This window comes from Aurantimonas manganoxydans SI85-9A1, assembly GCF_000153465.1.
GTDB classification, from domain to species: Bacteria; Pseudomonadota; Alphaproteobacteria; order Rhizobiales; family Rhizobiaceae; genus Aurantimonas; species Aurantimonas manganoxydans.
Genome location: NZ_CH672387.1, coordinates 2,675,286 through 2,699,191, shown reverse-complemented (window position 1 = coordinate 2,699,191; position 23,906 = coordinate 2,675,286). Strand labels below are relative to the sequence as shown.

At 68.2% G+C, this 23,906-nt stretch carries 23 protein-coding genes; 17 read left to right on the top strand and 6 right to left on the bottom strand.

Annotation, left to right across the window (positions count from 1 at the left end; all coding sequences use genetic code 11):
* Positions 1 to 51: 51 nt before the first annotated feature.
* The 3 genes from murG to murB are packed head-to-tail and all read left to right on the top strand — an operon-like array spanning position 52 to position 3,570.
* A complete protein-coding gene (murG, locus tag SI859A1_RS12720; RefSeq protein ID WP_192847167.1) occupies positions 52 to 1,158 on the top strand; it encodes an undecaprenyldiphospho-muramoylpentapeptide beta-N-acetylglucosaminyltransferase in 1,107 nt (368 codons plus the stop codon).
* A gap of 28 nt (positions 1,159 to 1,186) precedes the next feature.
* Positions 1,187 to 2,614 carry a UDP-N-acetylmuramate--L-alanine ligase gene (murC, locus tag SI859A1_RS12715; protein ID WP_009210154.1) on the top strand — a complete coding sequence of 476 codons (1,428 nt, stop codon included), beginning with the start codon at positions 1,187 to 1,189 and terminating at the stop codon, positions 2,612 to 2,614.
* Entirely contained in the window at positions 2,614 to 3,570 is a 957-nt protein-coding gene (gene murB / locus SI859A1_RS12710; protein WP_009210153.1) for a UDP-N-acetylmuramate dehydrogenase, read from the top strand. Before murC ends, murB begins: the two co-directional genes overlap by 1 nt.
* Positions 3,571 to 3,635: 65 nt before the next feature.
* Here the strand turns inward: murB and SI859A1_RS12705 are convergent, their stop codons facing one another.
* Positions 3,636 to 3,833, bottom strand: a complete 198-nt coding sequence (locus SI859A1_RS12705; RefSeq protein WP_040325776.1) for a hypothetical protein — start codon at positions 3,831 to 3,833, stop codon at positions 3,636 to 3,638.
* 223 nt (positions 3,834 to 4,056) lie between these two features.
* On the opposite strand from SI859A1_RS12705, the gene SI859A1_RS12700 reads away from it, so the two are divergent.
* The 12 genes from SI859A1_RS12700 (at position 4,057) to SI859A1_RS12645 (ending at position 18,370) form a co-directional block, all read left to right on the top strand.
* Entirely contained in the window at positions 4,057 to 4,980 is a 924-nt protein-coding gene (locus SI859A1_RS12700; RefSeq protein WP_040325775.1) for a D-alanine--D-alanine ligase, read from the top strand.
* A complete protein-coding gene (locus tag SI859A1_RS12695; protein WP_244400992.1) occupies positions 4,968 to 5,903 on the top strand; it encodes a cell division protein FtsQ/DivIB in 936 nt (311 codons plus the stop codon). Before SI859A1_RS12700 ends, SI859A1_RS12695 begins: the two co-directional genes overlap by 13 nt.
* Complete coding sequence (gene ftsA / locus SI859A1_RS12690) at positions 5,900 to 7,225, top strand: cell division protein FtsA (protein ID WP_009210150.1); 1,326 nt, start codon at positions 5,900 to 5,902, stop codon at positions 7,223 to 7,225. Before SI859A1_RS12695 ends, ftsA begins: the two co-directional genes overlap by 4 nt.
* Positions 7,226 to 7,352: 127 nt before the next feature.
* Complete coding sequence (gene ftsZ / locus SI859A1_RS12685; RefSeq protein ID WP_009210149.1) at positions 7,353 to 8,921, top strand: cell division protein FtsZ; 1,569 nt, start codon at positions 7,353 to 7,355, stop codon at positions 8,919 to 8,921.
* Positions 8,922 to 9,242: 321 nt separating this feature from the next.
* A complete protein-coding gene (gene lpxC / locus SI859A1_RS12680; protein ID WP_009210148.1) occupies positions 9,243 to 10,181 on the top strand; it encodes a UDP-3-O-acyl-N-acetylglucosamine deacetylase in 939 nt (312 codons plus the stop codon).
* A 176-nt stretch (positions 10,182 to 10,357) separates the two neighbouring features.
* The gene (locus SI859A1_RS12675; RefSeq protein ID WP_009210147.1) at positions 10,358 to 11,239 is read left to right on the top strand and encodes an outer membrane protein assembly factor BamD; all 882 of its coding nucleotides are present in this window, start codon (positions 10,358 to 10,360) and stop codon (positions 11,237 to 11,239) included.
* 244 nt (positions 11,240 to 11,483) lie between these two features.
* Positions 11,484 to 13,169: a DNA repair protein RecN gene (recN, locus tag SI859A1_RS12670; protein WP_009210146.1), complete on the top strand. Its 1,686-nt coding sequence runs from the start codon at positions 11,484 to 11,486 to the stop codon at positions 13,167 to 13,169.
* Positions 13,170 to 13,171: 2 nt separating this feature from the next.
* Positions 13,172 to 14,281, top strand: coding sequence for an FAD-dependent oxidoreductase (locus SI859A1_RS12665; protein ID WP_244400990.1), 1,110 nt, complete (start codon positions 13,172 to 13,174; stop codon positions 14,279 to 14,281).
* Positions 14,282 to 14,315: 34 nt separating this feature from the next.
* Positions 14,316 to 16,427 (top strand): NAD-dependent DNA ligase LigA, encoded by a 2,112-nt coding sequence (gene ligA / locus SI859A1_RS12660; protein ID WP_009210144.1) that lies wholly within the window; start codon positions 14,316 to 14,318, stop codon positions 16,425 to 16,427.
* Between the two features lie 230 nt (positions 16,428 to 16,657).
* Positions 16,658 to 17,242 carry a YbjN domain-containing protein gene (locus tag SI859A1_RS12655; RefSeq protein WP_040325773.1) on the top strand — a complete coding sequence of 195 codons (585 nt, stop codon included), beginning with the start codon at positions 16,658 to 16,660 and terminating at the stop codon, positions 17,240 to 17,242.
* A 116-nt stretch (positions 17,243 to 17,358) separates the two neighbouring features.
* Positions 17,359 to 18,081 carry an AzlC family ABC transporter permease gene (locus SI859A1_RS12650; RefSeq protein WP_009210143.1) on the top strand — a complete coding sequence of 241 codons (723 nt, stop codon included), beginning with the start codon at positions 17,359 to 17,361 and terminating at the stop codon, positions 18,079 to 18,081.
* Positions 18,074 to 18,370 (top strand): branched-chain amino acid transport AzlD family protein, encoded by a 297-nt coding sequence (locus SI859A1_RS12645; RefSeq protein WP_024351984.1) that lies wholly within the window; start codon positions 18,074 to 18,076, stop codon positions 18,368 to 18,370. The genes SI859A1_RS12650 and SI859A1_RS12645 overlap by 8 nt, the downstream gene beginning before the upstream one ends.
* 43 nt (positions 18,371 to 18,413) lie before the next feature.
* Here the strand turns inward: SI859A1_RS12645 and SI859A1_RS12640 are convergent, their stop codons facing one another.
* Both SI859A1_RS12640 and SI859A1_RS12635 read right to left on the bottom strand, forming a co-directional pair.
* On the bottom strand, positions 18,414 to 19,418 hold the full coding sequence (locus SI859A1_RS12640; RefSeq protein WP_040325772.1) for a Tim44 domain-containing protein: 1,005 nt from the start codon (positions 19,416 to 19,418) through the stop codon (positions 18,414 to 18,416).
* A 115-nt stretch (positions 19,419 to 19,533) separates the two neighbouring features.
* Complete coding sequence (locus tag SI859A1_RS12635) at positions 19,534 to 20,724, bottom strand: vWA domain-containing protein (protein WP_040325771.1); 1,191 nt, start codon at positions 20,722 to 20,724, stop codon at positions 19,534 to 19,536.
* A 111-nt stretch (positions 20,725 to 20,835) separates the two neighbouring features.
* On the opposite strand from SI859A1_RS12635, the gene SI859A1_RS12630 reads away from it, so the two are divergent.
* Both SI859A1_RS12630 and SI859A1_RS12625 read left to right on the top strand, forming a co-directional pair.
* Positions 20,836 to 21,162, top strand: a complete 327-nt coding sequence (locus tag SI859A1_RS12630) for a hypothetical protein (protein WP_040325770.1) — start codon at positions 20,836 to 20,838, stop codon at positions 21,160 to 21,162.
* A 7-nt stretch (positions 21,163 to 21,169) separates the two neighbouring features.
* Complete coding sequence (locus SI859A1_RS12625) at positions 21,170 to 21,505, top strand: type II toxin-antitoxin system RelB family anti-toxin transcriptional regulator (RefSeq protein WP_024351980.1); 336 nt, start codon at positions 21,170 to 21,172, stop codon at positions 21,503 to 21,505.
* Between the two features lie 29 nt (positions 21,506 to 21,534).
* Here SI859A1_RS12625 and SI859A1_RS12620 read toward each other — a convergent pair whose 3' ends face one another.
* The 3 genes from SI859A1_RS12620 to SI859A1_RS12610 are packed head-to-tail and all read right to left on the bottom strand — an operon-like array spanning position 21,535 to position 23,701.
* Positions 21,535 to 22,365: a PhzF family protein gene (locus tag SI859A1_RS12620; RefSeq protein WP_009210139.1), complete on the bottom strand. Its 831-nt coding sequence runs from the start codon at positions 22,363 to 22,365 to the stop codon at positions 21,535 to 21,537.
* A complete protein-coding gene (locus SI859A1_RS12615) occupies positions 22,365 to 22,820 on the bottom strand; it encodes a GNAT family N-acetyltransferase (RefSeq protein ID WP_009210138.1) in 456 nt (151 codons plus the stop codon). Before SI859A1_RS12615 ends, SI859A1_RS12620 begins: the two co-directional genes overlap by 1 nt.
* Before the next feature lie 41 nt (positions 22,821 to 22,861).
* The gene (locus SI859A1_RS12610; RefSeq protein ID WP_009210137.1) at positions 22,862 to 23,701 is read right to left on the bottom strand and encodes an AAA family ATPase; all 840 of its coding nucleotides are present in this window, start codon (positions 23,699 to 23,701) and stop codon (positions 22,862 to 22,864) included.
* Between the last annotated feature and the right edge of the window lie 205 nt (positions 23,702 to 23,906).

Genomic DNA, 23,906 nt, shown 5'->3' with positions numbered 1-23,906 from the left:
GACAGCCCGTCGCGGCGCGCGCTTGCGTCCGGCGGCCCGCATGGATATCGCCTGACCATGACCACGATCCTGCTTTCCGCCGGCGGCACGGGCGGCCATCTGTTCCCGGCCGAGGCGCTGGCGCACGAACTCGTCGCGCGCGGCCACGACGTCCATCTCGTCACCGACGACCGCGCCGGCCGTTTCGCCGACCGGTTTCCGGTCAAGGAGATCCACCGCGTCCGCTCGGCGACCTTCGCCTCGAAGAACCCGGTCAAGGTCTTCTCCGCGCTGTGGACCCTGTGGCGGGGCTTCCGCGAGGCCGGCGCGCTGATCCGCGAGATCCGCCCGGCGGTGGTCGTCGGCTTCGGCGGCTATCCGACCGTGCCGCCGCTGATGGCGGCGCAGCGCGCCGGGCGCCCGACCATGGTCCACGAGCAGAACGCCGTGATGGGCCGGGCGAACAAGTTCCTGGCGCCGCGGGTCGACCGCATCGCCGCCGGCATCCCGCAGGGCAAGGCCGATCCGGCCATCGTCAGCAAGATTACGGTGACCGGCAATCCGGTGCGCCCCGCGGTCATCCTCGCCGCACGCCAGGCCTACAAGCCGGCCGAGGCGGATGCGCCGTTCAATCTCGTCGTCTTCGGCGGCAGCCAGGGCGCCCAGTTCTTCTCGCAGGTCATGCCCGAGGCGATTGCGCATCTGCCCGAGGCGCTGCGCCGGCGGCTGGTCGTCACCCAGCAGGCGCGGGCCGAGGACGAGGAGACCGTGCGCCGCTTCTACGAAGCCGAGGGCATTCCCGCGACGGTCGCGCCGTTCTTCTCCGACATGGCCGAGCGGATCGGCGCGGCGCATCTGGTGATCAGCCGCTCCGGCGCCTCGACGGTGTCGGAAATCGCGGTGGTCGGCCGGCCGGCGATCCTCGTGCCCTATCCCTATGCGCTCGACCACGACCAGGCCGCCAATGCGGCGCGGCTCGAGGCCGAGGGCGGGGCGCTGGTCGAGCCGCAGGCGCAACTGACGCCCGAGCGCCTCGCCGGTCTGATCGCCGGCATCGCCGACGACCCGGCCAAGGCAGCTGCGATGGCCGCAGCGGCGCGTGCGACGGGGATACCCGACGCGGCGGAGTTGCTTGCCGACCTCGTTGAGTCTATGCCGCAGGCCGTGAAACCAAGCTGAACACACATGAAATCAGGGGGATGCGGTCATGAAGATGCCGCCGAACATCGGACCGGTCCACTTTATCGGGATCGGCGGCATCGGGATGAGCGGCATCGCCGAGGTGCTGGTCAATCTCGGCTATAACGTCCAGGGCTCCGACCAGGGCGAGAACGCCAATGTCCAGCGTCTGCGGGAACTGGGCGTGAAGATCTTCGTCGGCCATTCCGCCGACAATCTCGGCCAGGCCGAAGTCGTGGTCGTCTCCACGGCGATCAAGCGCAGCAATCCGGAGCTCGCCGCCGCCCGCGAGCGGCTGCTGCCGATCGTGCGCCGCGCCGAGATGCTGGCCGAGCTGATGCGCTTCCGCCATGCCATCGCCATCGGCGGCACCCATGGCAAGACGACGACCACCTCGATGGTCGCGACCCTCTTGGATGCCGGCGAACTCGATCCGACCGTGGTCAATGGCGGCATCATCAACGCCTACGGCACCAATGCCCGCATGGGCGAGGGCGAGTGGATGGTCGTCGAGGCCGACGAATCCGACGGCACCTTCCTGAAGCTGCCGGCCGATATCGCCGTCGTCACCAACATCGATCCCGAGCATCTCGACCATTACGGCACCTTCGACAAGGTCCGCGAGGCGTTCTGCGCCTTCGTCGAGAACGTGCCCTTCTACGGTTTCGGCGTGATGTGCCTTGACCATCCGGAAGTGCAGGCGTTGGTCTCGCGCATCGAGGATCGCCGCATCATCACCTATGGCGAGAACCTGCAGGCCGACGTGCGCTTCGAGAATGTCAGCTTCACCGCCGGCAAGTCGCATTTCGACATCTCGATCCGCGACCGGGTGAAAGGCACGACCGAGCGCATCGACGGCCTCGTCCTGCCGATGCCGGGCCGCCACAACGTCTCCAACGCGACCGCCGCGATCGCCGTGGCGCACCGCCTGAACATCTCGGCAGACGCCATTCGCAAGGGCCTTGCCGGCTTCGGCGGCGTCAAGCGGCGCTTCACCCTGACCGGCGTCGTCGGCGAGGTCGCCATCTACGACGATTACGGCCACCATCCGGTGGAGATCCGGGCCGCGCTGTCGGCGGCGCGCTCGTCGGCCAGCGGCCGGGTCATCGCGGTGGTCCAGCCGCATCGCTACAGCCGGCTGCAGGCGCTGTTCGCCGATTTCGCCGCCTGCTTCAACGACGCCGACACGGTGATCATCGCGCCGGTCTATGCCGCCGGCGAGGAGCCGATCGACTTCGTCAGCTCCGAGATCCTGGTCGAACGGCTGAAGCTCGGTGGCCATCGCGATGCGCGCCTGATCGACGGACCGGAAGAACTCGCCCCGCTGATCCACAATCTGGCCGAGCCCGGCGACATGGTGGTCTGCCTCGGCGCCGGCTCGATCTCGCAATGGGCCTATGCGCTGCCGAAGGATCTGGAAGCGCTGGCGTCCGGCAATGGCCGGGCCTCGGCCTGATGGCGGGTGCGGATCTGCTGGCCTCCCTCGGCGACAGGCTGGAGACGGTCCGGGGTCGGCTGACGCCGGACGCCGGCATGGACAAGATCACCTGGTTCCGCGCTGGCGGTCCGGCCGAACTGTTGTTCCAGCCGGCCGACGAGGCGGATCTGGCGACCTTCCTGGCGGCGCTGCCCGAGGAGATCCCGGTGCTCGTCGTCGGGATCGGCTCAAACCTCCTGGTGCGCGACGGCGGCGTGCCGGGCGTGGTGATCCGCCTGTCCGCCAAGGGCTTCGGCCAGGTCGAGCGCATCGGAGAGCGCACCCTGCGCGCCGGCACCGCGCTGCCCGACAAGCGGCTCGCCGCGGCGGCGCTCGAGGCGGGGCTCGGCGGCTTTCACTTCTACCACGGCATTCCCGGCGCCATCGGCGGCGCTCTGCGCATGAATGCCGGCGCCAACGGCGTCGAGACCTGCGAGCGGGTGGTCGAGGTGCGGGCGCTCGATCGCCAGGGCGCCGTGCATGTCCTCACCAATGAGGAGATGGGCTACGCCTATCGTCATTCGGCGGCGTCGCGCGACCTGATCTTCACCTCGGCGGTCTTCGAGGGCTATCCGGCCGAGGAGGCCGAGATCCGCGCGAAGATGGACGAGGTCCAGCATCACCGCGAGACGGTGCAGCCGATCCGCGAGAAGACCGGCGGCTCGACCTTCAAGAACCCGGTCGGCAGTTCCGCCTGGAAGGAAGTCGACAAGGCTGGCTGCCGTGGGCTTCGCGTCGGCGGCGCGCACATGTCCGAGCTGCACTGCAATTTCATGATCAACGACGCGTCGGCGACCGCCTACGACCTGGAGTGTCTCGGCGAGACGGTGCGCGCCCGGGTGCTGGAGGCGTCTGGCATCCGGCTCGAATGGGAGATCAAGCGGCTCGGCCGGTTCCGCGACGGCGCCGTGGTGGAGCCGTTTCTCGGCAACTGACACCCGCACGCCATCTTAACGCGCCGCGCGGGCGATCAACGCGCACCTGACTCTTTCGCCGCGTCTCAGTTGAAGCGCATGGCGACGCCGCGGCGCGCCGATTCCTTCATCAGGGCGAGCATCAGATCGCCGTCCCCGCGGCGGTCGGTGGCGCCTCTGGCGATGGCGATCTGCCTTGCGGCATCGGCCAGCGTCAGCACCGTGCGCTCCTGCTTGGCGCGGATCACGACTTCTTCGACGGCATCATGCAGATCGTTCGACATTGCATGTCTCCTGACGGTCACGACCATGGAGATGATCGACAATTCGTTAACGGACCGGCTGTCTGCGAAGGCAAATTTGAACGGAACGACAGACCCGTATCTGCCACCCCCATTGTGGCAACGTTACGATTTTCTTGCTTCAGCGTGAGTGCCTTAACCCGCGCTTAACCATCTGGCTGCGATGAATGGCCGATACCCTCGTTTTGAGGATGGATCGGGTTCTATGGGCAAGCATGTAGCAGTCTTGATGGGTGGGTTTTCGTCGGAGCGGCCCGTGAGCCTGGCCTCCGGCAAGGCCTGCGCGGCTGCGCTGGAGACCGCCGGCTACACCGTGACCACGGTGGATGTCGACCGCAACGTCGCCGAGACCCTGGCCCGTCTGCGCCCGGACGTCGCCTTCAATGCGCTGCATGGGCCCTTCGGCGAGGACGGCACCATCCAGGGCATCCTCGAATATCTGGAAATTCCCTACACCCATTCCGGGGTGCTGGCCTCGGCGCTGGCCATGCACAAGGAACGGGCCAAGATCGTCGCCAAGGCAGCCGGCGTGCCGGTGGCCGAAGCCAAGCTCCGCCATCGCCTCGACGCGGCCGAAAGCCATGTCCTGCCGCCGCCCTACGTCATCAAGCCGGTGGCCGAGGGCTCGAGCTTCGGCGTGCTGATCGTCCGCGAGGACCAGCCGCATCCGCCGCAGCAGCTCTATGGCGACGACTGGCCCTACGGCGACATCGTGATGATCGAGCGCTTCGTCGCCGGTCGCGAGCTCACCTGCGCAGTGATGGGCGACGTGGCGCTGGAGGTCTGCGAGATCGTCACCGAGGGCCACGCCTTCTACGATTACGATTCCAAATATGTGCCCGGCGGATCGAGCCACATCGTGCCGGCCGACCTGCCCAAGGATGTCGCGCGCAAGATCCAGGGCTGGTCGCTGGCCGCCCATGCGGCGCTCGGCTGCCGCGGCGTGTCGCGCTCGGACTTTCGCTATGACGACCGCTTCGGTCCGGGCGGCGAGGTGGTCTGGCTGGAGGTCAACACCCAGCCGGGCATGACCGAGACCTCGCTGGTGCCCGACATCGCTGCCGCGTCCGGTCACAGCTTCCCCGAACTTCTCAGCTGGATGGTGGAGGATGCCTCATGTCGCCGATGACCGCCCAGCGCCCCTACGGGGCCTATCATGATCACCACGACGACCCGCGGCCGGGTGCCGCCGGCCGGCTGATGCTGCGCACCGCGCGCTTCGGCCGCCGGATCTCGGCGCTGGCCGGCGACGTGGCGCAGCTGCCGCTGCCGCGCTTCGGCAGCCTGGCGGCCGTCGTCGTCGGCGCATCGGTCGTCTACGGCGTCGTCCAGGGCGGCCATACGGTCACCGTGGTCGATTCCGTCGCCCAGCCGCTGGGCTTCGCGATCGAGGACATCGACGTCGTCGGCAATGCCGAGACTTCGGAAATCGACGTTCTGCAGGCGCTGTGGCAGACCGGCTCCCAGAGCCTGATCTCGCTCGACCCGTCCGCGGCGCGCCAGACGCTGGAGGCGATGCCCTGGATCGACCGCGCCTCGGTCGCCAAGATCTTCCCCGGCCGCGTCAAGATCGGCATTTCCGAACACCGCCCCTATGCGGTCTGGCAGAAGGGCCGGGAATTCGTCGTGGTCAATCGCGAGGGGCAGGAAATCGTCCCCTTCGTGGCCGGCCGTTTCGCCGCGCTGCCCATCGTCGTGGGCGCCGGCGCGGCAACCCATGCCGCGGCCCTGATCGATGAAATGGAAGTGCTTCCCGAGCTTCGCGCAAGGGTCAAGGCGTATGTTCGCGTCGGAGACCGCCGGTGGGATCTGCGACTGGAGAACGGCCTGTCCGTCCTGTTGCCCGAAGACCAGCCGGTAGAAGCATTGGCCGAGGTAGCGAGAATGGATCGGGAGAACGGACTTCTGTCGCGGGACATCGTCTCCGTCGATATGCGGCTGTCCGATCGCATGGTCGTCAAGCTCACCCCCGACGCCCTGGTGCGCCGGAACGCGGCCCTCGAAGAGCGCGAGAAGCTCATCAAGCGTAGCCGGAAGGACAAGCCGGTATGAGTCTGTTCAATCGCGGCGGGGACGAATTGCCCCGCATCAAGGCATTGCCGAAGCGCCGCGCCCGGATCATCTCGGTGCTCGACGTGGGCTCGGAAAAGATCTCCTGCCTGATCGCGCGCCTGAAGCCGCGCCTGGCCAGCGAGATGCTGCCCGGCCGCACCCATACGATCGAGGTCATCGGCGTCGGTCACCAGCGTTCGCACGGCATCAAGTCCGGCGTCGTCGTCGATCTCGACGCGGCCGAACAGTCGATCCGTCTGTGCGTCGATGCCGCCGAGCGCATGGCCGGCCTGACCATCGAATCCCTGATCGTCTCGGTCACCGCCGGGCGACTGAAGAGCCACAGCGGCTCGGCCGAGATCGCCACATCCGGCGAGATCGACAGGATGGACGTCGAGCGCGTCCTCGGCATGGCCGCCCGCGTGCCGCTCGAGGAGCGCCGCGTGGCGCTGCATTCCATGGCCTACGATCTGGCGCTGGACGGCGAGGGCGGCCTCGACAATCCGGTCGGCATGACCGGCTCGCGGCTCGGCGCCTCGATGCATGTGCTGTCGGCCGAGGAAACGCCGCTGCGCAATCTCGAGGCGGTGGTCAACCGCGCCCAGCTGATGGTCGAGGCCTTCGTCGCCACGCCCTATGCCAGCGCGCTGTCGACCCTCGTCGAGGACGAGGCCGCCATGGGCTCGGCCTGCATCGACATGGGCGGCGGTGCGACGACCATCGCGATCTTCCAGAACGGTCGCTTCGTCTATGCCGACCAGGTCGCCATGGGCGGCCGGCACATCACCATGGATCTGGCCCGCGGCCTGTCCATCCCGCTGGCCGACGCCGAACGGCTGAAGGTCATGCATGGCTGCACGCTGACCGAGCTGATGCAGGACGGCGAGACCGTGCAGGTCGCCGCACTCGGGGAGGACGGCCACGACGCGCCGGTCACCGTGGCCCGCTCGCTGGTCGCGCGGATCATCCGGCCGCGCGTCGAGGAGACGCTGGAGCTGGTCCGCGACCGGCTGGCCTCGTCCGGTCTCGGCCACGTCATCGGCAAGCGCATCGTCCTCACCGGCGGTGCCAGCCAGCTTGCCGGTCTCGGCGACACGGCCCGCACCATCCTGCAGCGCAACGTCCGGCTCGGCCGGCCGATGGGCGTGTCGGGACTGAATCCGTCGAGCAAGGGCCCGGCCTTCGCGACGGCCGTCGGCCTGCTGATCTACCCGCAGGTCGCCCACCGCGAGAACGTCTCGGCGCCGTCCATCGCGACGGTCGCCTTCAACGAGAACACCCGCGCCGGCCGGATCGGATCCTGGCTGAGACGCAGCCTTTGACAACGCACCCGGCCGCGTGGACGGCCGGGCGAACAACGAGATCGGTGCGCGCCGCGCGCCGCTGAAGAGTCACCAACGAACGGCCGCGCGGCGAACCGGCCAGAACTGCGTGAAAGAGGATCGAACCATGAGCGTTACCCTGAAGAAGCCCGACATCACCGAGCTGAAGCCCCGCATCACCGTCTTCGGCGTCGGCGGCGGTGGCTGCAACGCGGTCAACAACATGATCAATGCCGGGCTGGAAGGCGTCGAGTTCGTCATCGCGAACACCGACGCGCAGGCCCTGCGCTCCTCGCGCGCCGAACGCATCATCCAGATGGGCGTCGCCGTCACCGAGGGTCTGGGCGCCGGCTCGCAGCCGGAAGTCGGCAGCGCCGCCGCCGAGGAATCCATCGACGAGATCTGCGATCACCTGCTCGGCTCGCACATGTGCTTCGTCACCGCCGGCATGGGCGGCGGCACCGGCACCGGTGCAGCTCCCGTCGTCGCCCGTGCGGCGCGCGAAAAGGGCATCCTCACGGTCGGCGTGGTCACCAAGCCGTTCCACTTCGAGGGCCAGCGCCGTCTGCGCATCGCCGACCAGGGCATCGAGGAACTGCAGAAGAACGTCGACACGCTGATCGTCATTCCGAACCAGAACCTGTTCCGGATCGCCAACGACAAGACCACCTTCGCCGATGCCTTCGGCATGGCCGACCAGGTTCTGTATTCGGGCGTGGCCTGCATCACCGACCTGATGGTCAAGGAAGGCCTGATCAACCTCGACTTCGCCGACGTGCGTTCGGTGATGCGCGAGATGGGCAAGGCGATGATGGGCACCGGCGAAGCGTCGGGCGAGGGCCGCGCCATGGCGGCCGCCGAGGCGGCGATCGCCAACCCGCTGCTCGACGAGACCTCGATGAAGGGCGCCCGCGGCCTCTTGATCTCGATCACCGGCGGCCGTGACCTGACCCTGTTCGAGGTGGACGAGGCGGCGACCCGCATCCGCGAGGAAGTCGACCACGACGCCAACATCATTCTCGGCGCGACCTTCGACGAGAATCTGGAAGGCGTGATCCGCGTGTCGGTCGTGGCCACCGGCATCGACAAGGCGGAAATGGAAGCGGCCGAGCAGACCGCAGCCTACCAGGTCCGTCCGACGGCGGCTCCGGCCCCGCGTGCACTGCCCGAAACGCAGGCCGCGGCCGTGCGTCCGGCGGCCCAGCAGCCGGCCCCGGCCGCCGCGCCCGCCTACGAAGCTCCGGTCCATGCCGAAGCCGCTCCGGCGCCCCAGGCCGAGATGGTGGACGACTTCACCGCCGCCCTGGAGGCCGAGATCGCCCAGGTCAGCCCGGCCGCCGAGCCGGCGCCGCGTGCAGCCGCACCGCGCATGCCCCAGGTCGAGGACTTCCCGCCGAATGTGCGGGCCGAGATCGAGAGCCGTGCGGCGGCCGACGCCCATGACGAGCGGGGCCCGATGGGCCTGCTGCGTCGCCTGACGACCGGCCTGTCGCGCCGCGATGAGGACGAGGCTGCACCGCACGAGGCACGTCACGCACCGGCCGAGCAGCCGCGTCGCGCCGTGGTCGAGCCGAACCCCTACGCACCCCGCCGTCAGGCGGCGGAATCGGCGGCCCGTCCGGCCCCGCAGCCGCGCGCCGTCAGTGAGGAAGACCAGCTCGAAATTCCTGCTTTCCTGCGTCGTCAGGCGAACTGACCGTCAACGTTGCAGGTTTGACACAAGGCCCGCCGGCACGTTCGGCGGGCCTTTTTTATGACAAGCGTATGAAATTGCTGGCATTGGAGTTTTTGGCCCCGGAGCGGCAGTAACAACGGGTAACGAACCGTGATTTTGTCGAAGGGCCTGTTCGGTCTAGGGAATTTGTCACGAATTGCAGAGTGCGGGATGGCCCGATTCCTCCATGGGGGGAGAGGGGGCGGGTCAGCACTGACGACGAAGCTCCCGAGCGGGGATGCCGGTATCTGAGCCGCGGGAACACCGCGCCGATGCTGGCGGGAAAGGTTGCCGATAGTGCGAATGTTCCAGCAGACGATTGGATCCAGGGTCTATTTCGAGGGCATTGGCGTCCATAGCGGTCTCCCGGTCCAGCTCACCCTGCTTCCGGCCGAGGTCAACACCGGCATCGTCTTCCACCTGTGCGACAAGCAGGGCTACCTGCACGAGATCAAGGCCTTGACCGGCAATGCCGCGCCGATGGATCTGGCGACCGTCGTCGGCGATCCGCGCGGCGCCCATGTCGCGACGATTGAACATCTGATGGCCGCGCTCTACGCCATGGGCGTCGACAATGTCGTCGTGCAGCTCGACGCGCACGAGACGCCGATCATGGACGGCTGCGCCGCCGCCTTCATCAAGGGCATCCGCGAGGCCGACGTCGTCGGCCAGTCGGCCCGGGCCCGCTATGTGCGCGTGCTGAAGCCCGTCTCGGTCGAGATGAACGGCGCCCGCGCCGAATATCTGCCCCACAACGGCACCCGCTTCGAGATCGAGATCGACTTCGCCACCCCGGCCATCGGCCGGCAGGTCTACAAGGCCGATCTGACCGCCGAGCGCTTCGCCCGCGACCTGTCCCGCGCCCGCACCTTCGGCTTCATGAAGGATGTCGAGCGCCTGTGGGCCGCCGGCTCCGCGCTGGGCTCCTCGCTCGACAATTCGGTGGTCATCGGCGACGACGGCCGGGTGATCAACCCGGACGGCCTGCGCTACGACGACGAATTCGTCCGCCACAAGGCGCTGGACGCGGTGGGTGACCAGGCGCTGGCCGGCGCCCGCGTGCTCGGCTGCTACCGTTCCTATCGTGGCGGCCACAAGCTGAACGGTCTCGCGCTGCAGGCGCTTCTGGCCGACCGCCGGGCCTACGAGATCGTCGAGGCGCCGTCGCGCCGGGTCGATCCGGTCCGTCACGCGCCGCTGGTCGCCGTCGCGGCGCCCGCCTACGGTCCGCAGACTCTCTGACATCGGTATCGCGCAACCGCCTCGTCCGGTCGACAAACCGGTGTCGCACACGACGACGTGCACTCGATCGGGACGCTGCGTCACAAAAAAGACGGGTTGAACCGGCTTGAGCGTTGCTGACGACAAAGGCGCGGCGTAAGACAGCCGGGCTTTCGAAAGCAGGGGGATCAGCACGAATGAGCAATCCGCACGACCATCCGGCCTTGCGCCGACTGCGGGTGGCGAAACTCACCGGCGCTCTGGCGCTGGGTCTCGCATCCGCCGGCCTGTCGGGCTGCATGAGTTCGGACACCAGCGACGTCGAGGCGCTCGCGCTCGCCGCCGAGACCGATCCGCCGGACGTCCTGTACAATCAGGGTCTCGCCAATCTCGAAGGCGGCCGTCTCGGAGAGGCGACCAAGAAGTTCGAGGCGATCGACCGCCAGCATCCCTATTCGGAATGGGCCCGCAAGGCGCTGGTGATGAGCGCCTTCGCCAGCTATCGCGGCGGCGACTACGACACCGCGATCAATTCGTCCAAGCGCTATCTGTCGCTCTATCCGGGCAGCGAAGAGGCGGCCTACGCCCAGTACATCATGGGCCTGGCCTATTACCGCCAGATCCCGGACGTCACCCGCGACCAGAAGGAAGCGGCCCGCGCGGCTGCGGCCATGCGCGAGGTGTTCGAGAAATACCCCGATTCCGAATATGCCGACGACGCGCGCGCCAAGCTGCGCATTGCCCGCGACCAGCTCGCCGGCAAGGAGATGCAGGTCGGCCGGTACTATCTGGAGCGGCGCGAATACGTCGCGGCGATCAACCGCTTCAAGAATGTCGTCGACGTCTATTCCGACAGCCGGCACGTGGAAGAGGCGCTGGCCCGCCTGACCGAAGCCTATTACGCCATGGGTCTGACCCGCGAGGCGCAGGCGGCGGCATCGGTGCTCGGCCAGAACTTCCCGGATTCGCAGTGGTACCGCGATTCCTACCAGCTGCTGCAGTCCAATGGCCTGTCGCCGCGCGAAGGCAGTGCGACGTCGTGGTTCGGCGTGGCGGCGCGCAAGATCACCGGCGCCTGAGACAGACCGGGCCGGGGTTTGTCCCCGGTCCGCATTCCCGACGACGCTTGAGACGGGCACGGGGCCTGCCTGGCTGCGGAACCTGCGTCATCAGGCCCAAGGGCAGGCGCGGCAGGCCGCGCGCCGCGGACGCGGTGACGCCTCTGGCGGCTTTCGCCGATAGCCGGTGCGCTTGGCTTCGATCCGCACTATCTTGACGAGCCATTGCCATTTCGGTGGCGGTTCAGTACCGACGATCCCGGTCATGCTCGTTCATCTTTCGATCCGCGACATCGTTCTCATCGAACGGCTCGACATTGCCCTCGACGAGGGTCTCTCCGTGCTCACGGGCGAGACCGGCGCGGGCAAGTCGATCCTGCTCGATTCGCTGTCGCTCGCCCTCGGCGGGCGCGGCGATGGCGGCCTGGTGCGCCACGGCGCCAAGCAGGGCGAGGTGACGGCCGCCTTCGACCTGCCGTCCGGCGCCGGCGTGCGGGCGATCCTTCTCGACAACGGTTTCGACGAGCAGGATCTCAGCGAAGGCGATCTGATCCTGCGCCGCATCCAGACCGCCGACGGCCGCACCCGCGGTTTCATCAATGACCGTCCCGCCAGCGTCTCCCTGATGCGCAGCGTCGGCCAGGCGCTGGTCGAGATCCACGGCCAGCACGACGACCGCGCGCTGATCGACCCGCAGGCCCACCGCACGCTGCTCGACCAGTATGGCGGGCTGCAGCAGGAAGCGGCGTTCGTCGCGCGCGCCCACGCCGACTGGCGCGCCACCGAGCACGAGCTGCGCACCCATCGCGCCCGCGTCGAGGCGGCGGCCCGCGAGGCCGACTATCTGCGCTCCTCCGTCGACGAACTCTCCGACCTGGCACCGATCGCCGGCGAGGAGGAGGAACTGGCCGAGCGCCGGCAGGTGATGATGCGGTCCGAGAAGATCGCCACCGACGTCAACGACGCCCATGAGGAGCTGTCCGGCTCGTCCTCGCCGATCCCGCAGCTCGCCGGCCTCCTGAAGCGTCTCGACCGCAAGCGCGACGAGCTGCCGGGCCTTTTGGACGAGCCGATCGACCGGCTGGACACGGCGCTCGATGCGCTGTCCGACGCGCAGATGGCGCTGCAGACGGCGCTGCGCTCGCTGGAGTTCGATCCGCGGGCGCTGGAGGAGACCGAGGAACGCCTGTTCGCGCTGCGCGCCGCGGGCCGCAAATATTCGGTGCCCGTCGACGATCTGCCGGAACTGACCGCCCGGATGATCGGCGATCTGGCCGATCTCGACGCTGGCGAGGAGCGCATGGGCAAGCTGGAAGCCGAGCTCGCCGAAAAGCGCCGGCTTTTCGACCGCGCCGCGGCCGAACTGTCGGAGAAGCGCCGCACCACCGCGCGGCTGCTGGAAGGCGCGGTCATGGCCGAACTGCCGGATCTGAAGCTCGACCGCGCGACGTTCCTCGTCGAGCAGACCAGCGACCCCCAGAGCCCGTCCGCGGCCGGCATCGACCAGATCGAATTCTACGTCCAGACCAATCCCGGTACCCGCGCCGGCTCGATGATGAAGGTCGCCTCGGGCGGCGAGCTGTCGCGCTTCCTGCTGGCGCTCAAGGTGGCGCTGGCCGATCGCGGCTCGGCGCCCACCCTGGTTTTCGACGAGATCGACACCGGCGTCGGCGGCGCCGTGGCCGACGCCATCGGCCGCCGTCTCGGCCGGCTGGGGCGCAACGTGCAGGTGCTGGCCGTCACCCATGCCCCGCAGGTGGCCGCGCGCGCCACGACCCACCTCCTGATCTCCAAGGGCAGTGCCGCTTCCGGCGAGGACCGCGTGGCCACCCGCGTTGCGCCGATCGGCGAGGACGGAAGGCGCGAGGAGATCGCCCGCATGCTGGCCGGCGAGACCGTGACCGACGAGGCCCGCGCAGCCGCTGCCCGGCTCATCGGCGCGGGAGCGTGACCGTGACGGCCCGCCGCGTCCTGATCGCAGGCGCCGGGCCGGTCGGACTGGCCGCCGCGGTCGAGTTTCGCCGCCGGGGCTTTGCACCGCGCATCGTCGATGCCGGCGAGGGGCCGACGCCGGAGGACCAGTCGCGGGCGCTCGGCGTCCTGCCGCGCACACTCGACATCCTCGCGGCGTCCGGCATCAGCGAGCGCCTCTTGGCCGAGGGCAACCGGATCTCGCGCATGGCCGTCGCCGACAATGGCCGACCTCTGTTCGAACTGTCCACGGCGGCGGGCCATACCCGCCACCCCTTCATCCTGGTGCTGCCGCAGGGGCGCACCGAGCGGCTGATGATCGAATGGCTCGCCGCCCATGACGTCGATGTCGAATGGGGCGTCGCCTTCCAGACGGTCGCCGACACCCATGCGCCGCGCGTCACGCTCTCTACTGGCGAAACGATCCCGGCGGACATCGTCGTCGGCGCCGACGGTGCCCATTCGGCGGTACGCGAGGATGTCGGCATTCCGTGGAGCGGCGCGGGCTATCCGGCGGAGTTCGCGCTGGCCGACGTGGTCTTCGACAAGCCGGTCGATCCCGCTGTCGGCCAGATCGATCTGCGCAGCGGATCGGGCGATCCCGGCGGCGCCGTCGCCATGCTGCCGCTGGGCGCCCGGCGCGGCCGCTATGTCGGCATCGCGCCGTCGACCGAAGCGCTGATCGGCGACGTGCCCGGCATCGAGTCGGTCACCTGGGCCTCGCGCTTCCATGTCAGCTTCCGCCATGCCGAGCGCATGGCCAAGGGCCGGGTGTTCCTCGCCGGCGACGCCGCCCATGTCCATTCGCCGGTCGGCGGGCGCGGCATGAATCTTGGCATCTGGGACGCGGCGACCCTGGCCTTCCTGGCCAGCGAGACCCGCGAGACCGAATACGAGATGCGCCGCTTGCCCTCCGTGCGCTCCGTCATGGAGGCGACCCGCAGGGGCACCGACTTCATTGCGGCGCCGCCGCCGGCCGCGCTGCTGGCGATGCGCTATCTGATGCCACTGGCGGCGTGGACCCCGTGGCTGCGCGGGCGGATCGCGGACCGCATACTCGGCCTCGACCTGCCACAGCCCGAATGGCTATGACGGGCCGGACAACGATCAGGGATTCGGACGGGCGATGAGCGACAAGGCGGTCGAGACGCTGGACAGGGACGAGGCGGCGGCCGAACTGGAACGACTGGCCGGCGAGATCGCCGCACATGACCGGGCCTATTACCGCGAGGACGCGCCGACCGTCACCGACGCCGAATACGACACGCTGCGCCGGCGCAACGCCGCCATCGAGGCGCGCTTTCCCGAGCTGATCCGCGAGGATTCCCCGTCCGCGCGGGTGGGAACCGAGGTGTCGGAGAAATTCGGCAAGATCCGCCATGCCGTGCCGATGCTGTCGCTCGACAATGCGTTTTCCGACGAGGACGTGGCCGACTTCGCCAAGCGCGTGCGCCGCTTTCTGAAGCTCGACGACGACGCGCCGCTGGCCATTACCGCCGAGCCGAAGATCGACGGCCTGTCGCTGTCACTGCGCTACGAGAAGGGCGAACTGGTCTCGGCCGCGACCCGCGGCGACGGCGCCACCGGCGAGGACGTGACCCGCAACGCGCGGACCATCGACGACATCCCGAACCGGCTGAAGGGCAAGGCGCCAGAGGTCTTCGAGGTGCGCGGCGAGGTCTATATGAGCCACGCCGCCTTCACCGACCTCAATGCCCGCCAGGCGGAGGAGGGCAAGCCGGTCTACGCCAATCCGCGCAATGCCGCCGCCGGCTCGCTGCGCCAGCTCGACGCCGGGATCACCCGCGCCCGCAAGCTGCAGTTCTTCGCCTATGCCTGGGGCGAGGCGAGCGAGGTGCCGGGCGAAACCCAGACCGAGGTCGTCGCGGCGATTGCGGGCTTCGGCTTTCCGGTGAACGAACGGATGAAGCGCTTCGAGACCATCGAGGGGCTGATCGCGCACTACCATGCGATCGAGGAGAACCGGGCCGGGCTCGGCTACGACATCGACGGTGTCGTCTACAAGGTCGACGATCTGGCGCTGCAGAAGCGCCTCGGCTTCGTCTCGCGCTCGCCGCGCTGGGCGATCGCCCACAAGTTTCCGGCCGAGCAGGCGACGACGGTGCTGCGGGCGATCGAGATCCAGGTCGGCCGCACCGGCGCGCTGACGCCGGTGGCCAAGCTGGATCCGGTCAATGTCGGCGGCGTCATGGTCGCCAACGCGACGCTGCACAATGCCGAGGAGATCGAGCGGCTGGATGTGCGCGTCGGCGACACGGTGCAGATCCAGCGCGCCGGCGACGTGATTCCGCAGGTGCTCGGAATCGTCGCGGACAAGCGCCCGGAGGATGCCGAGCCCTTCGCCTTCCCGTCGGTCTGTCCCTGCGAGCTGAAGACCGACGTGGTGCGCGAGGAAACCGCCTCGGGCGCCCAGAGCGTCGTGCGCCGCTGCACCGGCGAGTTCGCCTGCCCCTTCCAGCGCCGCGAGCATCTGAAGCTCTTCGTCTCGCGCAAGGCCTTCGACATCGAGGGCCTTGGCGACAAGCAGATCGACCTCTTCTACGACGATCCCGATTTCCAGGTCCGCACGCCGGCCGACATCTTCCGCATGCATGGCCGCAATCAGGAGGGGCTGAAGAAGCTGAAGGACAAGGAGGGGTTCGGCGAGGTCTCGGCGAAGAACCTCTTCGCGGCGATCGAGGCGCGGCGCACCATTCCGCTCGACCGGCTGATCTTCTCCCTCGGCATTCGCCATGTCGGCGAGACGACGGCGAAGACGCTGGCCCGCGCCTACGGCACCTTCGAGGCCTTCCACGAGGCGGCGCTGAAGGTGGCGGCCGGCGACGAGGAGGCGAGCGGCGAGATGGACGCGCTCGACGACATCGGCGGCGCCGTGATCACCGCGACGGCACGGTTCTTCTCCGAGGACCACAATCTGAAGCTGGTCGAGGATCTCGTCGCCGAGCTCGACGTGCAGCCCGCCGAACAGCCGGCGGCGACGTCGCCCGTCTCGGGTCAGACCATCGTCTTCACCGGTTCGCTGGAGAAGATGACGCGGGACGAGGCCAAGGCGATGGCCGAGGGGCTGGGGGCCAAGGTGGCCGGCTCGGTGTCGAAGAAGACCGATCTCGTGGTCGCCGGGCCGGGTGCCGGCTCGAAGCTGAAGAAGGCCGCCGAGCTGGGCGTCGAGGTGATCGACGAGGACGCCTGGTTCGTGCGGATCGGCCGCGACGCCTGATCGCGATTCGCCGCGAAGATTTCCGGTCCAGGCTCGCGCTGTGGCGTGATGACCGGGCGGCGGCGGGAACCGTCGTTTGCAACCGCGCGTGGCGGCTGACGTCGGGGCCGCCGGGCTGGCACGATGTATCCCCGCCACGGTCGCCGCCAGAACCGCAGGGCGGAGCCGATCGCGGCTTGCAGGTCTCTGATACAAGGCAGAGATTGGCGGCGTCCGAACAAGGAATCCCTATGCTCCTCTGCCCGCCGCGCCTCTTGCGCACCGGTCTTGCCGTCGCCCTGATCACCATCTCCGCGGGAGCCGTCTCGGCCACCGCCGTCTCGACTCCGATGGCCGTCGACGAGGAGCCGGGCCTGTTGTCGCGGTCGCTGGCAGCGAAGTCGGGCACCGAAGCGGCCGAAATGACTGTCGACATGCTGCGCGCCGACGAAACCGACACCATCCTCGACATCGCCCAAGGCTATGGCGAGGCCGAGCTCGTGACGACCGAGACGGGCGATCCGGTCATCACCGGCATCATCAACGGCGTCGCCTACCAGCTGTTCTTCCTCGACTGCACCGACGGGACGGATTGCGAGGTCGCGAACTTCTACGCCATCTGGGGCCGGCCCGACGTGGCGCTCGACGCGCTGAACGCCTGGAACCGCACGCATCCGTTTCACAAGGCGTATCAGACCGAGGACCAGTACCCGGTGGTCGAGCTGAACCTGTCGCTGCGCGGCGGGGTCACCCGTACGCAGCTGAACGACGCCTTCGATCGCTGGACCATCGCGCTGGCCGAGTTCGAGGCGCAGATTCTCGACCCGTCGCTCTGAGCCGGGAGCGGCGCAACGCGCCCTGCATCCGGGCACGGCTTGTGTGCAGCGCATCGAAGAAGCATAAGCCGGGCTGAGTAATCGGCGCGCGCCCATCCACAAACCCCGAGTGTCCAGTGACCGAGACCACCCGATCGGAGATCCGCGCGGCGTTGCGCGAGCTTCTGCCCGTGCTCCTCGCCGTCGTGCCCTTCGGCATGGTCTACGGCACGATCGCCACGGCGGAAGGGCTGAGCTTTGCCCAGACAATGGGCTTTTCGGCAACGGTCTATGCCGGGGCCTCGCAGCTGGCGGCGCTCCAGCTCATCGGGCTGGGCGCGCCGGTCTGGTCGGTGCTGCTGGCCGTCGTGGCGCTGAACTTCCGGCACGTGCTCTATTCGGCCTCCGTTGGCCGGCACCTGCATCGCTTCTCCGGCTTGCAGAAGGCGATGGCCTTCTTCTTCCTGGTCGATCCGGTGTTCGGCGCGGCCGAGGCGCGCGCCAGCGTGCAGCCGCTGACCAAGACCTTCTACTTCGCCTATGGCTGCGTGCTGTATGTCGGTTGGCTCGCCTCGTCGGCGCTCGGCGCGGTGTTCGGGTCGCTGATCGACGATCCGGCGCGTTACGGGCTGGATTTCATCCTGCCGGTCTATTTCCTGACGCTGCTGATGACGTTTCGCGCCCGCAGCGGCTTCTATCCGGTGGCCCTGACCAGCGCCGCGGCGTCCATCGTCGTCTATCTGACCCTCGGGCCGCCCTGGCACGTGACGCTGGGTGGCCTTGCCGGCATCGCGGTCGCCGCCCTCATGCCGCCGAAACCGGCGGCCGCACCCGCGCAAGGGGAGGATCGTCATGGATGAGATCTGGTGGATCATCCTGCTGGCCGGCGGTCTGACCTATCTGACGCGCACCGGCGGGCATCTGCTGCTGGCGCGGATCGGCAGCATTCCGCCGCGCCTCGATGCGGCGCTGAACGCCGTGCCGGCGGCGGTGCTGACGACCATCGTGACACCGGCGCTGGTCTCCGGCGGCTGGCCCGAGCGCATCGCCATCCTGGTCTGCATCGTCCTGGCGCTGCGCCTGCCGCTGATCGTCACCGTGGCGATCGGCACGGCGATGGTCGCCTTTGCCCGCGCCGCCGGTTTCTAGAGCCCCACAAGAAAACGGGCCGGCAATGCCGGCCCGTAACTGATCAGGTTTCCTGGATGGCGGAGAGTTTCCACTCGCCGCCCTTGTCGCGCACGAAGGTCCACAATTCCGTCGTCTCGGTCGGAGTGTCCGGGTCGCCCTCGACGACCTCGCCGGTGGTCCGGTCGCGCATCACGTCGATCGACGAATAGCGCATGGCAAGGCTGGCATACTCGGTGTCGCCCTCGCGCCAAGCTTCGGCGATGTCGCCCTGCTCGAGCTTGACGTCGAGAACGTCGTTCTTGCGGCCCGACGTGGCGTTCTCCGACAGCTCCTCGGCGAGATAGGACATGATCTCCGGCGTGGTGATCGTCCGCAGCGCGGCATAATCCTCGCGCGAGAACGCCGCCTGAACCTCGTGCAACTTCTGCTCGAAGGTGTCGAGGTCGGCGTCGGTGATGCCGATCTCGTCGGACGGTTCGGCCGCCGCGGTGGCCGCGCCCGTCGCGGCGCTACCACCGCCGAGACCTGCGCCCGAGCCGATCGAGGGAATGCGGAAGCTGCCATTGCCGGCCGGCTGCGTCGGCTCCTCATAGGCGCGGCGCTCGGTATGGCCGCCGCCGTTGGCACGGGCCGGGCTCGGATTGCGGCTGCGGAAGAAGCGGATCAGCAGCATCGCGCCGAGACCGATCAGCAGGCCCTGGACCAGAAGGGCGAGGAAGCCGCCCATGCCGCCGAAGCCGGTGCCCATCAGCATGCCGAACAGGCCGCCCAGCATCAGGCCGCCGAGAAGGCCGCCGCCGATGCCGCCGAAGAGGCCGGGACGCCGGGCGCCGGCGGCGCTCTGCGCGGCGCTGCCGCCGGGCTGGGTCGCCTGGCCGGGCGTCATCGAGCGCTGCACGGGCGCGGCGCTCGGGGCCGTCCTGGTCGCCGGCGCGCTCTGATAGGTGCGAAAGCCCCGGCTGCCGAAGCTGCCGCCACGCCGCGCGTCGGCATAGTCGACCGCGACGAAGGAGAAGACAAAGAGAAGGCTCGCGAAAAGCGAGCCGAGGCGAAGGCGGTTGGCCATGTCGGTTCCCGTCTGGTTGCGTCGGACCCAATATGGGGAATGCCGGATCACCGCGCCATGGCTGCCTGAAAATTATGCATGCAGAACGGGCGAAAGCCGAGTTGTCGGCCGCTGATCACCGCGACAACGTCTTGGTCGCGGCCTCGATGCCCTTCAGGGTCATCGGGAACATCCGGTCCTCCATGGCCTCGCGGATCATGGCGATGGACTGGGTCCAGTCCCAGTGCTGGCGCGGCACCGGGTTGAGCCAGACCGATTTCGGCCATTGCCGGGTGAAGCGGTCGAGCCAGACAGCGCCGGGCTCGGCGTTCCAGTGCTCGACAGAGCCGCCGGGCATGGCGATCTCGTAGGGGCTCATCGAGGCGTCGCCGACAAAGACGGCGCGGTAGTCCGGCCCGAAGCGGTTGAGGACGTCCATGGTCGGCATCGCCTCGGCGTGGCGGCGGTGATTGCTCTGCCACAGCCGCTCATAGGGGCAGTTGTGGAAATAGAAGAATTCGAGGTGCTTGAGCTCCGAGCGGGCAGCGGAGAACAGCTCCTCGACCTCGCGCACATGATCGTCCATCGAGCCGCCGATATCGAGGAAGAGCAGCACCTTGACCGCGTTGCGCCGCTCGGGCCGCGTCTTGACGTCGAGATAGCCGTGCTCGGCCGTGGCGCGGATCGTGCCGGAAAGGTCGAACTCCTGCTCGGCGCCGTCGCGCACCCAGCGGCGCAGCCGCTTCAGCGCCACCTTGATGTTGCGGGTGCCCAGCTCGATGCTGTCGTCGAGGTCGCGGAAGTCGCGCCGGTCCCAGACCTTCACGGCGCGCCGGTGGCGGCTTTCCTTCTGGCCGATGCGCACGCCTTCCGGATTGTAGCCATAGGCGCCGAAGGGGGAGGTGCCGCCGGTGCCGATCCATTTCGAGCCGCCCTGGTGGCGCTCCTTCTGCTCCTCGAGCCTTTGTTTGAGCGTCTCCATGAGTTTGTCAAAGCCGCCAAGGGATTCGACCAGCTTCCTCTCGTCGTCGGTGAGGTGCTTCTCGGCCAGCCGCCGCAGCCATTCCTCCGGCAGTTCGCGGGCGTCGACGCCGTCGCCGGCCTCGCCGGAGACCGCCTCGACGCCCTTGAAGACGTCGCCGAAGACCCGGTCGAAGCGGTCGATGAAGCGCTCGTCCTTCACCAATGTCGCGCGGGCCAGATAGTAGAAGCCCTCGACATCGTAGGTGACGAGATCGGCCCGCATGACGTCGAGCAGGGCGAGATGCTCGCGCAGCGTGACCGGCACGCCGGCGGCCTTGAGCTTGAGGAAGAAGGTCAGGAACATGGCCGCGAGAATAGGGCAGCGGGGGCGGGAAGTCATTGTCTGGAGGGCAAGCGCAACCTATCATTCCCGCAGTTGAATGCGCTACGCCAGCGGCGTATATATGAGGGGCAATTGGCTTCGAGCCTGGAAATCCAGATCGCCGAGACGCGGCGTTTCGAACTCGACTGCGCGCTTTACCAGTTCGGCGGCGCGGCCAAGGAACGCGCGCTGGATATTCTGGGGAACGACCCGGCGATCGGGCGCCCCCACGTGGAAAACGCGGCGCTTTGGCAATGGAGTTTCGGCGAGTTCGATCTGATCTATGCGATCAGCGGCGATTTTTCGAAGCTGGTGCTTCTCGAGTTGAGGCCCCAGTCGGTTCGGCAGCGGCGGCCTCTGGAGCAGGTGTTCGCCGTGATCGACCGGATCAATGCAATCAAGCGACTGTTCGGATTGTGAGCGCGTGATGAAGGCAAGAAAGACCCAGGAAGAAGCCGACGCCCATATGCTCGAATCGCTGGAGCAGGCGCTGAAATGGTTTCAGGGCGACGATTCGCAGGTCACCGTCCATCGCTACAAGATCGAGGTGCCGGACGTTGCCCGGCTGCGGCGCAAGCTGAAGCTGACCCAGGCCGATTTCGCGCTGAAGATCGGCGTGCCGATCGCGACGTTGCGCAACTGGGAGCAGGGGCGGCGCTATCCGACCGGCCCGGCCCGGGTGCTGCTGAACGTGCTGGCCCGGCGCCCGGAACTGGTGATGGAGGCCATCGACGCCGCCCAGACCGTCGAGGCGGCGGAGTAGGGCGCGGCGCCCTGGCCCGCTGATGACGCTCAGCCCGGAACGGCGATCTCGCCCGTCAGATAGAGCACCGCCTGACCGGCGACAACGACCGTTTCGCCCTCCAGCCGGCAGCGCAGATCGCCGCCGCGCTTCGACACCTGTCGCGCGGTGAACGCGCTTCCGCCAAGCTGCCCGGCCCAATAGGGCACCAGCGAGCAATGGGCCGAGCCGGTGACCGGATCCTCGTCGATGCCGGCCTTGGGCGCGAACATGCGCGAGACGAAGTCGAGGCCGGAGCCGGGCGCGCCCTGTGCCGTGGCGATGACGTTGCGCGGCGGCAGGGCGGCAATCGCCCGGATGTCGGGGGCGAGCGCCTCCACCTCGGCCGCGCTGTCCATCACCGCCAGCCAGGAGGTGTCGTTCGGCACCGCATAGGAGATCACGACCTTGGGCCGCGCGCCGAGAGCCGCGGCCAGACGGTCGATCTCGGCGGCATCGACGGTGCCGGCCTCGTGCCGACGCGGGAATCGCATGACGAACCAGCCGTCCTCGCCGCGGGTGACCGTCAGCTCGCCGGACTCCCGCGTTACGAAGGTCAGCGTCGCTGCACTCTCGCCGAGGCATTCGGTGAGGACGAAGGCCGTGGCCAAGGTCGCGTGGCCGCAGAGCGGCACCTCGATCGTCGGGGTGAACCAGCGCAACACCCAGCGCGCCGGGCCGGCCGGCACGAAGAAGGCGGTCTCGGCCAGATTGTTCTCGGCCGCGATCGCCAGCATGGCGGCGTCGGGCAGCCAGGCTTCGAGCGGCACGACGGCCGCCGGATTGCCGGCGAACAGCCGGTCGGTGAAGGCATCGACCTGGTAGAGGGGCAGGGTGGTCATCACGGGAGCTTTCGCTGGTACTTGATGAAGGGCGTCACCGCCGCGACGCGGTCGTAGAGCGTGCGCGCCGTCGTGTTGAAGTCCTGCGTCATCCAGTAGACGGTCGGCGAGCCGGCCGCGTCCGCCGCTGCATAGACTGCCTCGATCAGCTTGCGTCCGACACCGGTGCCACGCACCTCCGGGTCGGCATAGAGATCCTGCAGATAGCAGACGTTCTCGACCCGCCAGCAATGGCGGTGGAACAGGAAGTGCACGAGGCCGACGGGCTTGCCGCCCGCTTCCGCAATCAGGCCCCGGAATTCGTTGTCGTCGCCGGACAGGAGGCGCGCGAAGGTCGTGGCGTAGACCTCCTCCGAAACGCTCGCCTCGTAGAAGGTCAGGTAATCGGTCCACAGCCGGCGCCATTCGGCTTCGTCGTCCGGTCCGATCGGGCGAATCCGTACCGCGTCGTTCATGCTGGCTCCTGTCCGTTCCGTTCGACGTGCGGCACCGCCCGTTACCCCTGCCGCCGCGCCAGGAACGCCAGCCGCTCGAAGAGGTGGACGTCCTGCTCGTTCTTCAGAAGCGCGCCGGCGAGCTTGGGCAGAGCCTTGGTCGGGCTGTCGCGCAGATCCTTGGCCTCGATGTCCTCGGCGACCAGGAGCCGGATCCAGTCCAGCGCCTCGGACGTCGAGGGCTTCTTCTTGATGCCGGGCTGTTCGCGGATCTCGTAGAACTGGGTGAGCGCCGCGCGCACCAGATCCTGCTTGATGTGCGGATGATGGACATCGACGATCCGCGCCAGCGTCTCCGGGTCGGGGAACTGGATGTAGTGGAAGAAGCAGCGGCGCAGGAAGGCGTCCGGCAGTTCCTTCTCGTTGTTGGACGTGATGATGACGATCGGCCGGTGCTTCGCGCGGATCGTCTCGTCAGTTTCGTAGACGTCGAACTCCATCCGGTCGAGTTCCTGCAACAGGTCGTTGGGAAACTCGATGTCGGCCTTGTCGATCTCGTCGATCAGAAGCACCACGCGCTCTTCCGAAGCGAAGGCCTCCCAGAGCTTGCCGCGGCGGATGTAGTTGCGGATGTCGTTGACCTTCTCGTCGCCGAGCTGGCTGTCGCGCAGCCGCGAGACGGCGTCGTATTCGTAGAGCCCCTGCGCTGCGCGCGTCGTCGACTTCACCGTCCACTGGATCAGCCGCAGCCCCAGCGCCTCGGCGATCTGGAAGGCGAGCTCGGTCTTGCCGGTGCCGGGCTCGCCCTTCACCAGCAGCGGCCGCTCCAGCGTGATCGCGGCGTTGACCGCGATGGTGAGGTCCTTGCCGGCCACATAGGCGTCGGTCCCGGTAAAGCGCATGCGCGTCATCCTGTTCGTCGTCTTCGCAATCGCGGGAACCATAAGGGCCGGCCGGGCACTTGCAAGCCGCAGCAAGCGTGTTTGACGAACGCACCGTCAAGCGGGGCTGATCGCCGCCAGGCGCGCCCTATCTCGCAACTGCGAGACGGCGGCGGTCTCCGTCATGCCGCCGAACCCGCTGCGGCCCTATCGACAGGAACAGAAG

Coding starts and splice junctions, on each gene's coding strand:
- SI859A1_RS12700 (WP_040325775.1), top strand. CDS start 4,057: ATGGGCAAGCATGTAGCAGTCTTGATGGGTGGGTTTTCGTCGGAGCGG.
- SI859A1_RS12705 (WP_040325776.1), bottom strand. CDS start 3,833: ATGTCGAACGATCTGCATGATGCCGTCGAAGAAGTCGTGATCCGCGCC.
- SI859A1_RS12640 (WP_040325772.1), bottom strand. CDS start 19,418: ATGGCCAACCGCCTTCGCCTCGGCTCGCTTTTCGCGAGCCTTCTCTTT.
- SI859A1_RS12610 (WP_009210137.1), bottom strand. CDS start 23,701: ATGCGCTTTACCGGGACCGACGCCTATGTGGCCGGCAAGGACCTCACC.
- lpxC (WP_009210148.1), top strand. CDS start 9,243: ATGTTCCAGCAGACGATTGGATCCAGGGTCTATTTCGAGGGCATTGGC.
- ftsA (WP_009210150.1), top strand. CDS start 5,900: ATGAGTCTGTTCAATCGCGGCGGGGACGAATTGCCCCGCATCAAGGCA.
- ligA (WP_009210144.1), top strand. CDS start 14,316: ATGAGCGACAAGGCGGTCGAGACGCTGGACAGGGACGAGGCGGCGGCC.
- SI859A1_RS12615 (WP_009210138.1), bottom strand. CDS start 22,820: ATGAACGACGCGGTACGGATTCGCCCGATCGGACCGGACGACGAAGCC.
- SI859A1_RS12675 (WP_009210147.1), top strand. CDS start 10,358: ATGAGCAATCCGCACGACCATCCGGCCTTGCGCCGACTGCGGGTGGCG.
- SI859A1_RS12620 (WP_009210139.1), bottom strand. CDS start 22,365: ATGACCACCCTGCCCCTCTACCAGGTCGATGCCTTCACCGACCGGCTG.
- murB (WP_009210153.1), top strand. CDS start 2,614: ATGGCGGGTGCGGATCTGCTGGCCTCCCTCGGCGACAGGCTGGAGACG.
- SI859A1_RS12635 (WP_040325771.1), bottom strand. CDS start 20,724: ATGTTCCTGACCTTCTTCCTCAAGCTCAAGGCCGCCGGCGTGCCGGTC.
- SI859A1_RS12695 (WP_244400992.1), top strand. CDS start 4,968: ATGTCGCCGATGACCGCCCAGCGCCCCTACGGGGCCTATCATGATCAC.
- SI859A1_RS12625 (WP_024351980.1), top strand. CDS start 21,170: ATGAAGGCAAGAAAGACCCAGGAAGAAGCCGACGCCCATATGCTCGAA.
- recN (WP_009210146.1), top strand. CDS start 11,484: ATGCTCGTTCATCTTTCGATCCGCGACATCGTTCTCATCGAACGGCTC.
- murC (WP_009210154.1), top strand. CDS start 1,187: ATGAAGATGCCGCCGAACATCGGACCGGTCCACTTTATCGGGATCGGC.
- SI859A1_RS12655 (WP_040325773.1), top strand. CDS start 16,658: ATGCTCCTCTGCCCGCCGCGCCTCTTGCGCACCGGTCTTGCCGTCGCC.
- SI859A1_RS12645 (WP_024351984.1), top strand. CDS start 18,074: ATGGATGAGATCTGGTGGATCATCCTGCTGGCCGGCGGTCTGACCTAT.
- ftsZ (WP_009210149.1), top strand. CDS start 7,353: ATGAGCGTTACCCTGAAGAAGCCCGACATCACCGAGCTGAAGCCCCGC.